The following is a 14446-nucleotide window of genomic DNA, read 5'->3' as shown; positions in this document are numbered from 1 at the left end:
TAATGAGCCTACCGGGCGCCGTGATGCCGGGCTCGGCCGATGCGGCGGCTATAACCATCGCTGTCAGATAAGGGCCATCAACCGGCAGCGGCGGCCGGTTCGCTTGTGCTGCTTGCCTTGTGGTGGCGATCGAGCCGCTCGAGGGTGAACAGGTAGGCGCAGACGGCGAAGGCGAAGCTGGTGAACAGACTGATCACAAAGTAGAGCCACGGCGACGAGATGCCGCGCCGACGCCCGTCGATGATCGTCCACAGGGGCAAAATGACCACGTTGGCGATGGTGTAGTCCTGCGACGCGGAGCGAGCGGCATCGTTGGTGAACATGAGCGATACGTAGTGAGTCCAGCTCGCGCCGTCACCCCAAATAGGATTGCGGCCGCCATAGTGCTGAACAAACCGCACATTGAAATACCAGCCGAGGACGACCGAAACGACACCGATCGCTCCGTACAACGCTTCCATCACGCTTACTCGCGGACCGTCGGTCGGCCGGCGGAAGGTGGATCGGTTGAGCCTGATCAGTGTGCCGATCGCGACGAGTCCGAGGATCGCGTGGACGAGTAGTGCAATCACCGAAACTCCTAGACCGCATTGTGACTCGGGTCACATTATGACCTCTTGGTTGGTTTGTCAATTTTGACATCTGGGAAGCGTGGTTAACCTGGGCGCATGGCCCGACGCCCGCAGACAGCTCGCAGTGAGCGAACTCGTGATGCGCTGCGGCGGGCTGCCCTTGTGCGTTTCATCGCGCAGGGCTTCGACGCGACGACGGCAGAGCAGATCGCCGGTGACGCGGGCGTCACCTTGCGGACCTTCTACCGCCACTTCTCCTCGAAGCACGACCTGTTGTTTCCCGACTACGACGCCCATCTGAGCTGGTTTCGGGAGGCACTCGCGGAGAGTGGTCCGGACGAGCCGATCACGCGATCGGTGCAGCGGGCCGTGCAGAAATTTCCCTTTGACCACTCGATGGTCGCTGATGTGGCCGCGTTGCGTGAAGTCGAGCTCGACCGAGAACGCATCGAGCGCCACATCCGCCAGGTGGAGGCCGATTTCGCGGCCGAGATCGAGCACTATCTGCTGCGGTCGGCGACGAACCGGATCGAACAGAGCGCCGACGATCTGTTGCTGACGTCGGTCACCGCGCACTGCGTGGCGGCAGCGGTGTTCGCCGCGATGGGGGTGTGGATGCGTGGTCGACACGAGAGCCTGGACGAACTGGCCCGCCTGTGTGCCCGCGCCTTGGCCGCGCTCGAAAGCGGGCTGATTCTTCGTCTCGAATCGTGAGGCGACAAGCTTCAGGGTCATGTTTCGTCAATATTGACATTCAGTCGGGATGCTGTCACTGTCGCTCTTGCGTGCAACCCGATCGGACTGCATGCCAGAACGTCTCCGAGGTCAGATGCCATGAGCGACTACGACGCGATCGTTATCGGAGCCGGGCACAACGGGCTGACCGCGGCGGCAATCCTGCAGCGTGGCGGAGCGCGGACGATATGTCTGGAAGCGAATCACTATTCCGGGGGAATGGCGTCGTCGGTCGAGCTCATCGACGGATTCCGCTTCGAGATCGCCGGTTCGGTGCAGTTCCCGACGCCCAGCGCCATTCGCGAAGACCTGGGCCTCGACACGCTGCCGACGGTTGAGCCCGAGGTGATGTCGACCAACATCGCGGACGGCCGCGGGCAGCCGTTGATCTTCTATCGAGATCCCATGCGGCTCATGGCCCACCTCAACGAGGTGCACGGCGGCGAGGCGGTCGCCGGAATGGCCGCGATATTCGCTTGGGCACAGGCTCCGGCTCGGGCGTTGGGCCGCTTCGATGTTCGAAAGCCCCCCAAGACCTATGACGAAATGTATGCCTGCGCCACCAATGAAGAAGAGCGGCAGGCGATTACCGATATGCTCTTCGGCTCCGTGGCCGACGTGGTCGACCGGTTCCTGCCCGATAAAGAAAAGCATGCCGCCCTGCGTGCCATGCTGTCATTCCTCGCGGTGAACACCACCTATCGCGGTCCGGCCACCCCGGGCAGCGCCGCCGGTCTCGCGTACGGCCTGGCCTCGCCACCCGACTCGATGCCGATGATGACGAAATTCGTCGGTGGTGTCGGCGCGCTCACCGACCACCTTCGCCTGATGTTCACCGAGCACGGCGGCGAGCTGCGGTTGCGGGCGAAGGTCAGCAACATTCTCGCCGACAATGACCAGGTCTGCGGGGTTCGATTGGAGGACGGATCGGTGATCACCGCGCCGATCGTCGTCTCCAACCTGTCGCCGGACGTCACTTTGACCGGCCTGCTGGATTCGAGCAGGCTGCCCACCGATCTCGCGGCGCGGGTATCCCGGATCGACCACCGCGGTTCATATCTGCAGATGCATTTCGCCCTGGCCGGCCGGCCTGAGTTCGCCGCGCCGTATGAGTTACTGAACGAACCCGGGATGCAGGAGTCCATCGGACTGTTCGGCACGCTCGAAGAGCTGCAACAACAATGGGAGGATTGTCGTCGCGGGCTTGTTCCGCAGGACCCGTCCATCGCGCTGCAGATTCCCAGTGGGCTCGACGCCGATCTGGCCCCGCCCGGAAAACACGCGGCGAGCGCCTTCGCCCTGTGGTTCCCGGTGGAGGCCGACCGAAGTGATTACGCACGTCTACGGGCCGCGATGGCGGACCGGGTGATCGAGAAGATCACTCGATACGCGCCCAACTTCGAGGAGCTGATTATTCGGAAGACCATCTTCGCTCCGCACAACATGGAGCGAATGTTCGGAGTGCCCGGCGGCGATTTCTGTCACGGGCTGCTGCACCCCGATCAGATCGGAATGAACCGTCCTGGACCACGCGGCTACCTCGACCTCCCCATCCCGATCGAGGGCCTATATCTGGGCGGCGCCGGTTGCCACGGCGGCCCCGCCATCAGCTTCATTCCCGGCTATAACGCCGGCTATCAGGCACTGGAGGACCGAGCCCGGCAAGGCTGATGCGAGCATCCAGCATGGCTCCAGGGATGCTGCTAGCGGGAGTCGGCACTGTCTGGCTAGCGGCCATGACGTATCCGTCTGGTGTGCGAGAGGGTTGTGGTGCGAACAATCTGTTGACGGAGATGTCTTGTCACAACGAATTCGAGAGCCGAGGAGGCCGGTATGGATATCGCGGTGTTGGGCATGGGAAAGATGGGGCGGGCGCTGGCCGGGCGGCTGATAGACGGTGGGCACCGGGTGCGGGTGTGGAACCGAACGAAGGGTAGGGCTGGGCAACTCGTGTCCGCGGGCGCTGAGGAGGCGCAAAGTATCGCCGCGGCTGTGGATGGTGTGGATGTCGTTGTCACTATGTTGGCCGACGACGCCGCGGTCAGGGCGGTGGCGTTGGGGGAGTTGCGTCCGCTGATGGGCTCGGCGACCGTCTATGTCGATTGCTCGACGGTGTCGCCTGCCCTCAGTGGTGCGCTGAGCGAGGGGTTTGCGGATCGGTTCGTCGCTATGCCGGTCCTCGGTAGTCCCGCTGCGGTTAGTGCGGGGCAAGCGGTCTTGCTCGTCGGCGGTGCAGCCGACCGGATCGACCGGCTCGGTCCGATGATCGATTCGCTGTCGGAGACGGTCCGGCGCTACGACACGGCGCCGCTGGCCCTCACCGCAAAGCTGACGAACAACATGTTGTTGCTTTCCGGAGTTGTCGCGCTGGCTGAGGCGTTCGCCGTCGGCCGGTCGGGAGGACTGCGGGACGATCAATTGCGAGATCTGCTCGCCACGAGCGTGGCGCCCGGATTACGGAACCGGTTCGACAGCGTGCTGGCCGGCTCTCCCGAGGGGTGGTGGACCGTGGTCCTCGGAGCGAAGGATGCTGGATTGGCGATCGAAACAGCACGTGCCGCTGGTGTCGAGTTGCCGTCGGCCGAGGTGGTGCGGCAGCTTTATGAGGCAGTGGCGACCGGTCACGCGGATGCCGACATCGCGTTCGTCACCGACCTGTACGGCCGGACGACGCCGTAGCGCTACCGCATAGATGGTGTCAGGAGGTCGTCGGCGACTCGGTGACGATCGGGATTCGCACGATGAGGGTTGTCCCGCATCCTGGATGGCTCGTGATCTGCAGCTGGCCGCCGAGGGCTTCTACGCGGTCGGTCAGGCCGATGAGGCCCGACCCTTCGGTGGGTTCGGCGCCGCCGACGCCGTCGTCGCGGACAGCGAGGTGCAGGTGCGGGCCTTCGGTTCGGGCGTGGATGTGGATACCGGATGCCTGCGCATATTTGGCCGCGTTCGTGAGTGCTTCTGCCGCAACGTAATACGCGGCTACTTCGGCAGACTCCGGTACCCGGTCGGTTAGGTCCAGATCCAGTTCGACGGGGACGGATGAGCGGCGCGCCAGTGCTTTGAGTGCGGGGCCGAGTCCACCTTTGGACAGGATCGCCGGGTGAATTCCGCGCGAGATCTCGCGCAGATCCGCCGAGACGTCGACCAGTCCCGCCACCACCTCCGACAGCTGGGTTTGCAGGGCGCTCAACTCGGGTGGGACGGCGGATTCGGCGGTGCGCAGCGTGAGCCCCAGCGATACGAGGCGCTGCTGTGCCCCGTCGTGGAGGTCGCGTTCGAGACGTCGCCGGGCCTCGTCCGCGGCGGCGACGATCCTCGCGCGCGAGGCGGTGAGTTGTGCGTGCGCTTCGGCGTTCGCGATGGCCGTCGCGACCAGGTCCGCGAACTCGGCCAAGCGCGGTTCGGTATCGGATGGCAGCGGCTCGCGGCGCGATGTGCCTGCGATGATCACTCCCCACAGTCGGCCGTCGACGACGATCGGCGCGCCGACCCCCGCGCGCAGCCCCAGCTCCCGGATGCGCGCGGCGGCGGAGCCGGAGGCATGGTCGTGGCTGTCCATGCGGGCGGGCGTGCCGGTTTGCAGCACCATCGCCGCGATATTTTCGCCCTCCAGCGTGAGGCGTTCGCCGACCGGCATTTTCGGCAGTCCGGGTTCATCGCGGGCGGCGACGATCATGCCCGAGCCATCGGGCTGGTAGCGCAGCAGCGTCGCATTCAATACGCCGAGGCAGCGGGCCGATTCCTCGGCGACCGCCGAGAACACCTCCGATGAGGTCGCCCCGCGCGCGACGAGCGTGGCGACCCGGCGCAGCGCGGCCTGCTGCTCAGCGACGAGATCGGCCTCGGCTCGTCGTCTGTCCGCCTCGGCGGCATGGGATCGGGCCAGGCCCGCGAGCGTATTGGCCAGCAACGCGACGACCAGGAATACGGCGACGGCCGCCAGATCATCGGCATCCGGGACGAAGGCGTTCGGCCAGTTGCGGAAGTAATCGAAGGCGATGGCGCTGGCCAGTGAGGTCGCCACCGCTACTCCGAGTCCCCAGATGGTGGACACCACCAAGACGCCGAGCAGGTAGACCACACCGAACGCGTCCCCGGGGGAGAGTTGTTTGAGCCAGTAGACCAGCACCGATTCCGCCGCGATGAACGCCGCGGCAACCGCGACCCCGAGCCAGCAGGGCGGCGTCGTCGGGCGCAAGGACAACGACACCAATCGCGCGCGCAGCGAGGTCGGCGCGATATCGGTGCGGTGGCGTGCGGTGACCGCGCCTGGCGTGGATGCCGGCCAGCCGCGTACTCGGGACTGCTTCCGCCTCATGATGCAGAACTCGGATCGACTGTCGACGGGTGTCCACGACACATCGATGTTGATCGTAGTCGGCCTGCGGACGCGGCTACCCGCGCACGAGTCCCAGGTCCGCAGTGGGTGTGGTGACCACCGAGGCGACATCATCGCCGCCGTGCCCGCCGGCGATGGCCTCGTACCAGCGCAGCAGCATTGCGCCGGCCATGACGACTTCGACGGCCGGTCCGTCGGTGAGCGACGCCATCACCGGACACTCTCCGGTGATGGTCCGGCGACCGGGGTGGCCCAGGCCATGATCTTGTCGATCTCGTCGAGATCGTCCGCGCTCAATGCGACGTCCGCGGCGCCGAGGCTGTCCTGCACGTGATCGGCCCTGCGGGCGCCGACAATGGCGACATGCACGGCCGGATTGGCCAGCGTCCACGCAATCGCCAACTGGCTCACCGTGATTCCGCGTTCGCCCGCGAAGGTCTGCAGCGCCTGTACCGTCGCCAGATTGCGTTCGTAGGTGTCGCCGGTGAAGACCGAACTGCTGCTGCGCCAGTCATCGTCGGCGAAAATGGAGTATGTACTGAGTGTTCCGGTGAGCAGGCCATGCGCCAACGGGCCGTATACCAGCACACCGAGGTGGTGCGCGCGGCAATAGGGCAGCAGTTCGTCCTCGGCCTCGCGCCGGAACAGGTGGTACGGCGGCTGCACGGACTCGACCGGCAGGGTCGCGGAGAATTCCGCAACCTGCCCCGCGTCGTAATTGGAGACGCCGACGTGGCGGATCTTGCCCGCGGCGATGAGTTCGGCCAACGCGCCCGCGGTCTCGGCGGCGGGTACGGCGGGGTCGGGCCAGTGCACCTGGTAGAGGTCGATGTGGTCGAGGCCGAGTGCGGTCAGGCTGGCATCCACGCCGCGGCGCAGCCAGTCGGGACTCGCGTCGCGGACCATCCCGGTCTCGGTACGGCGTAGGCCGCCCTTGGTGGCGATCACGAGTTCGTCTCGGGCGGTGGTCAGTTCGTGCCGCAGGGCCTTGCCCAGCAGCTGTTCGGACGCGCCGAAGCCGTATGCCTGCGCGGTGTCGAAGAAATTGACACCGAGCTCGCGGGCGCGGCGGATCGCGGTGATCGCCGCCGTTTCGTCGAAATAGCCCCACTCGCCGCCGAGTTGCCATGTGCCGAAGGCGATTCGGGAGACGAGCAGGCCGCTGGTTCCCAATGTTGTTGTCTTCATGGAGACCACTGTCGCGCGCCGTGGCGTCCATGTCGCCACTGCTGGCGGCCATCGTCACTACCGGACAGCGGTACTTCCGAGATCCGCGCCAGCGGTAAAAACAGCGATTCCGGTTAGCAGCAATGCGGACCGGCGGCGCTGACGGGCAAGCTGGCGTGATGACGCGGGTTATGCCGTTACGCTGCCTCATCGTCGATGACAGCCCGAATTTCCTCGCTGCCGCTCGTGGTCTGCTCGAGCAGCAGGGAGTCATTGTCGTCGGCGTGGCCTCCTCCGGTGTCGAAGCGCTGCGGCGGGTCACGCAGCTGCGACCCGATGTCACTCTGGTCGACGTCGATCTCGGTGCCGAGAGCGGTTTCGAACTCGCCGAGCGCCTCGCCGTGCCGGTCATATTGATCTCCACCCACTCCGAGCAGGACTTCGCCGATCTGATCGCGGCAAGCCGGGCGGTGGGCTTCCTTTCCAAGTCCGCGCTGTCGTCCGCCGCCATCCGCGATCTACTCCGCGGCGCCGGTCCGCTCAGCGCGCCTCGAGGAACCTGACCACCGCGAGGACCCGGCGGTGATCGTCACCGGTCTCAGGCAGGTTCAGCTTCGTCAGAATGCTGCGGACGTGCTTTTCGACCGTGCCCTCGGTGACCCACAATCGACGGCCGATCCCGGCGTTCGAACGGCCTTCCGCCATCAACGCCAAGACCTCTCGCTCCCGTGCGCTCAGTGCGGCGAGTGGATCGTCGCGCCGCCGCGCGGAGACCAGCTCGGTGACCAGTGCCGGGTCGACGACCGACGCACCTTTGGCGATGCGATGCAGGGTGTCGACGAAATCCTCCACGTCGGTGACCCGGCTCTTGAGCAGGTAGCCGATCCCGCGGCCACTGGCCAGCAGCTCCATCGCATGTTCGACATCGGCATGGGCGGACAGGACGAGGATGCCGGTCTCGGGGAATTCCGCGCGGATCGCGCGGGCGGCGTCGAGGCCCTCGGTGGTGTGGGTCGGGGGCATCCGAATATCGACCACCACGAGCTCGGGAGCTTGGTCCCGGACCAGTTTCAGTAGTTGCACGGCGTCACCTGCCTGCGCGACGACATCGAATCCCGAGCGCTCGAGCAGGCTCGCCAATCCCTCGCGCAGCAGGACATCGTCCTCGACCAGAATCACCCGCAATCCGGTCGTGGCGTGGTCGGGTTCGGCTGCGCGGGCGCCGTCCGATCCGGCCGTGGTCGGCTCCATTCGGTCACCTCCTGGCTGGTCCGGTTCGAGCATATCCGCAACGCGTTCGAGCTGGTCCGAGCGGCGCTTCCATGCGCGCCGCCGGGGGCGGTTTGCAGCTAGCAGGTATCGGCGGTGTGTGGCTGGCGGGCATGGGCAACGGCCGCCAGCACTGCCGACATCTAGGCCGCATGGGGCGATTCTGAAAGTCCCACAGCGTAATTCGAGGAGTCGCGACATGGTCACATCGCAGGAAATCACTGGAGAACCAACCCGCGCCGACACCGGTGCGGTGACGACCGCCGCGCACCGGTTCGACCCGGCCTATGCCGTAGCGCTGATCGGGACGTTTTTCCTGGGTTTCACTGTCCGCACCGCCGCCGCTAGTGGCAGCCTGTTCGCCCCCGCTGGCCATCGGCGCGGCACTGATGGTGACGATCTAGGCCGGGGGCCACATCTCTGGCGGTCGCGACAACCCCGCCGTGCCCCTGGCGGTGCTGGTGCGATACCGGATCGGGCTGCGCAGGGCGGTCGGTTATTGGATCGCCCAGCTCGTCGCTGGGCTCCTGTCCGCGGGGGCCGTTTCCTCGCACTCGATCCCGACGACAAATGACCCTGACAAACGGTGCGCGCGCGTAGCGGGCCTGCCGGTCCCGGCCCATGCGTGACTCCACTTACCCATCAACCTATTTCGCTTAGGAGATCGTCATGAACGACCAGATCGCAGGCATCGCAATCCCCGACAGTCGCATGGTCGCCGAGGCTACCGAGCTGGTGCGTGGCGCGGCGCCACCGCTGCTGTTCCATCATTCGCGCCGCGTCTATTTGTTCGGGATGTTGCAAGCGCAGGTGCGCGGCCTGAAGCCCGACCCCGAATTGCTGTATGTCGGTGCGATGTTCCACGATCTCGGACTCACCGATATCTACCGCACCACCACGCAGCGGTTCGAGGTCGACGGCGCCGAGGAAGCCCGCCGCTTCCTCACCATCCACGGCATCGATGACGAAGCAGCGCAACGGGTATGGACGGCCATCGCGTTGCATACGACCCCGGGGATCCCGGAACATATGGGCCCCGAGATCGCCTGCGTGACCGCGGGTGTCGAGACCGACGTGCTCGGCATGGGATACGACGATCTCGATCCCGCCGATATCGCGGCCGTCACTGCGGCCCATCCGCGGCCGGACTTCAAACGGCAGATCCTCGCCGCCTTCACCAACGGCTTTGCCGATCGCCCGGACACTACCTTCGGGACCGTCAACGCCGACGTCCTCGAACACTTCCTGCCCGGCTTCACCCGGACGGATTTCGTCGAGGTCATCGAATCCAACTCTTGGCCCGAATAGTCCACCACCCCGACAGAATCAGGAGAAAGCATCATGACCACTCACATGGAATCGAATACCGGTTTGCGTGCCTCGTCACGACTGGCGAGTAACCTGCAGCAGGTCCTCGTCGACCTCATCGCGCTGCACTTGAACGGCAAGCAGGCGCATTGGAACGTCGTCGGTCACAACTTCCGTGATCTGCATCTGCAACTCGACGAAATCGTCGACTCCGCAAGGGAATCGAGCGACACCATCGCCGAACGGATGCGTGCACTGGAAGCCGTTCCCGATGGTCGGCCACAGACAGTCGCCTCGACCACCGCCCTGCCGGTTCTTCCGGCCGGTGAACAAGACACCTCCGTCATCGTGGACCTGGTCACCACCCAGATCCGCACCGCGGTGGCGACCGTGCGCGCGGTGCACGACGACACCGACGCCGAAGATCCATCCACGGCCGACCTATTGCACGCCATCATCAACCAGCTCGAAAAGCAGGCGTGGATGCTCAGCAGTGAAAACCGCACCCGGGGATAACCCCTCAGGTATCGAGTGGGGTGCTCGGGCCGCACCCCACTCGATGCACTCCCGTTGCCGCGCTGCACATTTGGCTGTCCAGCGTGACAGCTGCGCCCCGCGGAATCGCCCTGACCGCAATGTGTCTCGCGACGATCATGCGGTGGCGGCCGCGACATGGCCGGTCACGCCGGTGCGCACTTGGCAATCGTTAAGGGTTCGGCGAGGTCGACCGGGACGGCGAACGCCGCGAATCCGTTTGCTGAAGCCCGCGACAGTTGCGCGGATATTGTGGCGCAGTCGCGGCATCGGCGTCGCGATCAGCGATTTCGATCTTGCGATCGGCAGGTCTCGGTCCTGCGATGGCGGTTCTGACGCCGAGGTTACGGTCGAGAGGTCCCGCTGGCGAATCGGGTCTCGGACCGATGAGGTGTAGTCGAATGATTAGTGATCCGAATGGCGACTTGCCAGAGCCGCGTAGGAAGACGATCAGTAGTCCTTACATTCATCGGCTGCAGCGTCGGCATTTCCTTCTGTTCGATGTTCTGCCGATTCTCGGCACGGTTGGCGCATTTGCGTTTCTCGCAGTACATCCGTTCGGTATCACCGAATTCGTGCTGCTGTTCTCGATGTGGCTGGTCACCGGGCTCGGCGTGACCGTCGGCTATCACCGGCTGTTCACCCATCGCACGTTCAAGGCGGTGCCGTGGGTCGCCGGGTTGCTCGCGATCCTCGGTTCCATGGCGGGCCAGGGCGGCGTGGTCTCCTGGGTCGCGCTGCACCGCCGCCATCACGAGTACAGCGATCGCGAGGGCGATCCGCATTCGCCGAATCTCGCGGGCGGCGGCTTCCTCGGCGCGGTGCGCGGGCTCGCGCATTCGCACTTTCTGTGGATGCGCCGCCACGAGTATCCGAACGTCGTGCACTATGCGCCGGATCTGATCAAGGACCGCGACCTGGTCCGGATCGCCCGGCTGTACTACTACTGGGTCGCGCTCGGTCTGCTGATTCCCACGGTGATCGGCGGGCTGGTTTCGCTGAGCTGGACCGGGGCGGTGAGCGGGCTGCTGTGGGGCGGTCTGGTGCGGATCTTCGTACTCGAGCACATCGTCTGGGCCATCAATTCATTCCTGCATATGTTCGGCACCCGCCCCTATGAATCCCGCGAGAACAGCCACAACGGCGGCATATTCGCGCTCGCGACACTGGGGGAGTCGTGGCACAACAATCATCACGCCTTCCCGGAATCGCCGTCCTTCGGCTTGAATTGGTATCGCCTCGACCCCGGGTTCTGGCTTATCGAGCTGCTCGCCGTATGCGGTCTCGCACGGGACCTCAAGGTTCCCTCCGCGGACCGAATCGCGGCCAAGCGTATTTCCGCACATACCGACCAGGCCAGTCACGCAGCCTAAGGAATTCTCATCGTGGATACGAGTAAAGAAGCGATCGTTATCTGGTGCCAGGAGTACCTCGGAAACCTGCTCGAGATCGCACCACAGTCGGTGGATCCGGCCGCGGATTTCGACCGGCTCGGCATCGACTCCGCCCTCGCCGTCGCGCTGCTGATCGAGGTCGAGGACCGATACGGCGTCGATCTGGCGCCGGAGGACCTGTTCGAGAACCCTAACCTCAATGCCATCGCCGCCTATCTGCATGAGCAGAGCCCGCGAAGCGTGGCCTAGCCGTGTCCGCATCGATCGAGGCCGATCGGGCCGCCGCCGCGGCCGCCGCGATCCGGCATCACTACGACGCGGGTAACGACTTCTATCGGCTCTGGCTGGACCCGTCCCTGACCTACTCCTGCGCGTTGCGCGAAAACGCCGACGACACACTGGAAATCGCCCAGGACCGCAAGCTCCGGTTCCATCTGAATGCCATCGGCGCGGACAAGGCCCGCGCCGTGCTGGATATCGGCTGCGGATGGGGTGCGATCCTGCAGCGCCTGGCGCAGCAGGGCGTTGCCAGATCCGTCGGGCTGACCCTCAGCCCCGAGCAGGCCGAGTTCGTGCGGGCCCGCGCCCATCCCGGCGTCGAGGTGCGGACCGAGAACTGGCTGCACTACGAGCCGGACACCCGTTTCGACGGCATCATCTCCATCGGTGCCTTCGAACACTTTGCCAGGCCGGATGATTCGGCGGCCGAGAAGATCCGCGTGTACCGGGAGTTCTTCACCCGCTGCCTTGACTGGCTGCACGCGGACGGCGTGCTGTCGCTGCAGACGATCGCCTACGCGAATATGGCGCGCGAGCAGGCGAGCGCCTTCATGCAGCAGGAGATCTTCCCCGATGCGGACCTACCTACGCTCGCGGAGATCACGGCCGCGGCCGAGGGCATCTTCGAGGTCCGCTCGATCACCAACGGCCGCCTCGACTACGCGTGGACCTGCGCCGAGTGGGCACGCAGGCTCCGTGCCCACCGGACCGAGGCCGCCGAGATCGTCGGCAATGAGGTGGTCGCCCGCTACGAGCGCTACCTCAAACTGTCCGCGCTCGGTTTCCGGATGGGCAAAATCGGCCTGTTGCGCCTCGTGCTGGTGCCGTACGGCACCGGATTCTTCGCCGATCGAGTACGGGCCCGATGACGGTCCAGTCGCACGATCCGACCCCGGCGCGGGTCCGGTTCAACCCCTTCAGCGCGGCGTTCCGGCGTGATCCCTACCCGCAGTACCAGCAGTTGCGCGAGGCGCAGCCGGTGCACCGGACATTGGGTATGTGGGTGCTGACCCGACACGCCGATGTGCGCGGCGTCCTGCACGACCGCTCGTTCAGCGCGGGGCTGATTCCCCGGCTGGTCAGCGAGCAGGCCGAGCGGCTCGGGCAGCACGAGGTCGGGCGAATCGAGCGGCTCGGCCGAAAGTCCTTGGTATTCACCGACAATCCGGACCATGCGCGACTGCGCGGACTGGTGAACCGGGTGTTCACCGCCCGCGCCGTCGCCGAGTTGCGCCCGCTGGTCGCAGGGATCGCCGAGGACTTGATGCGGCAGGCGTGGCGTGCGGGTGGCGTGGATGTGATCACCGATCTGGCCGCGCCACTGCCGGTCGCGGTCCTGTGCGAGTGGATGGCGCTGCCCGAGGGCGTGCGTGCGCGCGTCGGTCCCTGGACCCACGACATCCGGTTCCTACTGGAGCCGGGGCTGATCAAGGCCGGGGACTTCGAGCGGGTCTGTGCGGTGGTCGAGGAGTTCGCCGCCGCCATGGACGCCGTACTCGCCGAGCGCCGCGCCCGTCCCGGCCCGGACCTGATCAGCCGATTGCTCGCCGCGTGCACCGCGGGTGGCGACCAATTGAGCGATGAGGAGGTGGTCTTCGTCTGCATCATGTGTTTCGTCGCGGGCAACGAGACCACGAAATCCCTTATCGGCAATGGCGTGCTCGCGCTGCTGCGGCATCCGGACCAGGCCGCGCTGCTGCATCGCCGTCCCGAATTGAGCAAGGCCGCGGTCACCGAGACCCTTCGGTACGACTGCCCGCTCCAGCTGACCAAGCGCCTGGCCACCCGAGATCTCGATATCGATGGCAAGCGGATATCGGCGGGTGATCAGGTGCTGGTGTGTCTGGGGGCAGCCAACCGCGACCCCGCGGTCTTCGACCGGCCGGATGAGTTCGACCTCACCCGCGCGGCCGGGGACCACCTCGCCTTCGGCCACGGTATGCACGGCTGCCTCGGCGGGCTGCTCGCCGAACTACAGGCCGAGGTCGCCTTCGAATACCTCTACCGACACTCGCAGAACCTCGAGCTCCGAACCGACGAACTCGATTGGCAAGACCACAGTTTCATCGTCCGCGGGCTGAAAAGCCTGCCGATCGCATTGCGGAACGCCGGATGACGGGCACGAAGACGTGGCTGCGGTGCGAGCCTGCCGACGCGGCGGTGCGGCTGATCTGTCTTCCGCACGCCGGCGCGGGCGCGTCATCGTTCAACCGCTGGCTCGGCCTTTTCCCGCCGGATATCGCCGCGGTCCGGGTCCAGTTGCCCGGCCGCGAGGATGTCTCGCACCAACAGGCGCTGCGCCGCGTCGGCGACGCGGTGGACGGGTTGCTGCCGCAGCTGACGCGATCGGGCGATACCCGATTGGCACTATACGGCCACAGCATGGGGTCACTGGTGGCATTCGAACTGGCCCGCGCACTCGTCGCCGCTGGCAGGCCGCCGGTACACCTGTTCGTCTCCGGCCGCCGGGCACCGCAGCTGCCCGCCAGCCGGATGCCGCTGCACCGCCTACCCGATGACGATTTCGCCGCAGCGCTCGCCGCGATGGGTGCGTGGGGCGCGGCGGGCCGCAGCTCCGCCTTCCTGCACTATGCGCTGCCGCTCACCCGAGCGGATCTGGAGCTCTCCGAGGAGTACCGCTACCACCCGCTGCCCAGGCTCGGCTGCCCGATCACCGCCTTCCACGGAACCAAGGATCCGGTGGTCGATCCGGCCGAGATCGAGGCCTGGCACGAGCTGACCGACGGTGCCTTCGCGAGCTACGAATTCCCCGGCGACCATCTCTTCCACCATCGGCATCGAGTGGCCATCGCGGCGACGATGACCGCAGCATTGCAGTGAGGAACCGA

General features: G+C 65.9%; 17 protein-coding genes. 12 read left to right on the top strand and 5 right to left on the bottom strand.

What is annotated here, in order from left to right; translation table 11 throughout:
- Window positions 1–77: 77 nt before the first annotated feature.
- Window positions 78–572, bottom strand: coding sequence for a DUF2834 domain-containing protein (locus OG874_RS15435; protein WP_330255832.1), 495 nt, complete (start codon window positions 570–572; stop codon window positions 78–80).
- A 96-nt stretch (window positions 573–668) separates the two neighbouring features.
- Between OG874_RS15435 and OG874_RS15430 the strand changes: the two genes are divergently transcribed.
- The 3 genes from OG874_RS15430 (at window position 669) to OG874_RS15420 (ending at window position 3986) form a co-directional block, all read left to right on the top strand.
- The gene (locus OG874_RS15430; RefSeq protein WP_330255831.1) at window positions 669–1286 is read left to right on the top strand and encodes a TetR family transcriptional regulator; all 618 of its coding nucleotides are present in this window, start codon (window positions 669–671) and stop codon (window positions 1284–1286) included.
- A gap of 120 nt (window positions 1287–1406) precedes the next feature.
- Window positions 1407–2978, top strand: a complete 1572-nt coding sequence (locus OG874_RS15425) for a phytoene desaturase family protein (protein WP_330255830.1) — start codon at window positions 1407–1409, stop codon at window positions 2976–2978.
- A gap of 162 nt (window positions 2979–3140) precedes the next feature.
- Window positions 3141–3986, top strand: coding sequence for an NAD(P)-dependent oxidoreductase (locus OG874_RS15420; protein ID WP_330255829.1), 846 nt, complete (start codon window positions 3141–3143; stop codon window positions 3984–3986).
- Window positions 3987–4005: 19 nt separating this feature from the next.
- Here the strand turns inward: OG874_RS15420 and OG874_RS15415 are convergent, their stop codons facing one another.
- The 3 genes from OG874_RS15415 to OG874_RS15405 all read right to left on the bottom strand — a co-directional run bounded on the left by OG874_RS15415 (window position 4006) and on the right by OG874_RS15405 (window position 6834).
- A complete protein-coding gene (locus tag OG874_RS15415) occupies window positions 4006–5625 on the bottom strand; it encodes a GAF domain-containing protein (protein ID WP_442943347.1) in 1620 nt (539 codons plus the stop codon).
- Between the two features lie 76 nt (window positions 5626–5701).
- Window positions 5702–5857: a hypothetical protein gene (locus tag OG874_RS15410; protein WP_330255828.1), complete on the bottom strand. Its 156-nt coding sequence runs from the start codon at window positions 5855–5857 to the stop codon at window positions 5702–5704.
- Window positions 5857–6834 carry an aldo/keto reductase gene (locus OG874_RS15405; RefSeq protein WP_330255827.1) on the bottom strand — a complete coding sequence of 326 codons (978 nt, stop codon included), beginning with the start codon at window positions 6832–6834 and terminating at the stop codon, window positions 5857–5859. Before OG874_RS15405 ends, OG874_RS15410 begins: the two co-directional genes overlap by 1 nt.
- Before the next feature lie 158 nt (window positions 6835–6992).
- Here OG874_RS15405 and OG874_RS15400 point away from each other — a divergent pair, with 158 nt between their 5' ends.
- Entirely contained in the window at window positions 6993–7376 is a 384-nt protein-coding gene (locus tag OG874_RS15400; RefSeq protein WP_330255826.1) for a response regulator, read from the top strand.
- Here OG874_RS15400 and OG874_RS15395 read toward each other — a convergent pair.
- Window positions 7354–8064 carry a response regulator transcription factor gene (locus OG874_RS15395; RefSeq protein ID WP_330255825.1) on the bottom strand — a complete coding sequence of 237 codons (711 nt, stop codon included), beginning with the start codon at window positions 8062–8064 and terminating at the stop codon, window positions 7354–7356. The genes OG874_RS15400 and OG874_RS15395 overlap by 23 nt on opposite strands.
- Before the next feature lie 461 nt (window positions 8065–8525).
- Here OG874_RS15395 and OG874_RS15390 point away from each other — a divergent pair, with 461 nt between their 5' ends.
- The 8 genes from OG874_RS15390 to OG874_RS15355 all read left to right on the top strand — a co-directional run bounded on the left by OG874_RS15390 (window position 8526) and on the right by OG874_RS15355 (window position 14438).
- Window positions 8526–8711 carry a hypothetical protein gene (locus tag OG874_RS15390; RefSeq protein WP_330255824.1) on the top strand — a complete coding sequence of 62 codons (186 nt, stop codon included), beginning with the start codon at window positions 8526–8528 and terminating at the stop codon, window positions 8709–8711.
- Between the two features lie 40 nt (window positions 8712–8751).
- Complete coding sequence (locus OG874_RS15385; RefSeq protein WP_330255823.1) at window positions 8752–9390, top strand: HD domain-containing protein; 639 nt, start codon at window positions 8752–8754, stop codon at window positions 9388–9390.
- 33 nt (window positions 9391–9423) lie between these two features.
- Window positions 9424–9906, top strand: coding sequence for a Dps family protein (locus OG874_RS15380; RefSeq protein WP_330255822.1), 483 nt, complete (start codon window positions 9424–9426; stop codon window positions 9904–9906).
- A gap of 419 nt (window positions 9907–10325) precedes the next feature.
- On the top strand, window positions 10326–11297 hold the full coding sequence (locus OG874_RS15375; protein ID WP_330255821.1) for an acyl-CoA desaturase: 972 nt from the start codon (window positions 10326–10328) through the stop codon (window positions 11295–11297).
- Between the two features lie 12 nt (window positions 11298–11309).
- Window positions 11310–11567: an acyl carrier protein gene (locus OG874_RS15370; protein ID WP_330255820.1), complete on the top strand. Its 258-nt coding sequence runs from the start codon at window positions 11310–11312 to the stop codon at window positions 11565–11567.
- Between the two features lie 2 nt (window positions 11568–11569).
- Window positions 11570–12466 carry a cyclopropane-fatty-acyl-phospholipid synthase family protein gene (locus OG874_RS15365; RefSeq protein ID WP_330255819.1) on the top strand — a complete coding sequence of 299 codons (897 nt, stop codon included), beginning with the start codon at window positions 11570–11572 and terminating at the stop codon, window positions 12464–12466.
- Window positions 12463–13713, top strand: coding sequence for a cytochrome P450 (locus OG874_RS15360; RefSeq protein WP_330255818.1), 1251 nt, complete (start codon window positions 12463–12465; stop codon window positions 13711–13713). The genes OG874_RS15365 and OG874_RS15360 overlap by 4 nt, the downstream gene beginning before the upstream one ends.
- Window positions 13710–14438 carry a thioesterase II family protein gene (locus OG874_RS15355; protein WP_330255817.1) on the top strand — a complete coding sequence of 243 codons (729 nt, stop codon included), beginning with the start codon at window positions 13710–13712 and terminating at the stop codon, window positions 14436–14438. The genes OG874_RS15360 and OG874_RS15355 overlap by 4 nt, the downstream gene beginning before the upstream one ends.
- Window positions 14439–14446 lie beyond the last annotated feature (8 nt).

The organism is Nocardia sp. NBC_00565, assembly GCF_036345915.1.
Lineage (GTDB): Bacteria > Actinomycetota > Actinomycetes > Mycobacteriales > Mycobacteriaceae > Nocardia.
Note: the sequence above shows the minus strand (reverse complement) of the source record. Positions and strands in the feature narration are given on the sequence as shown.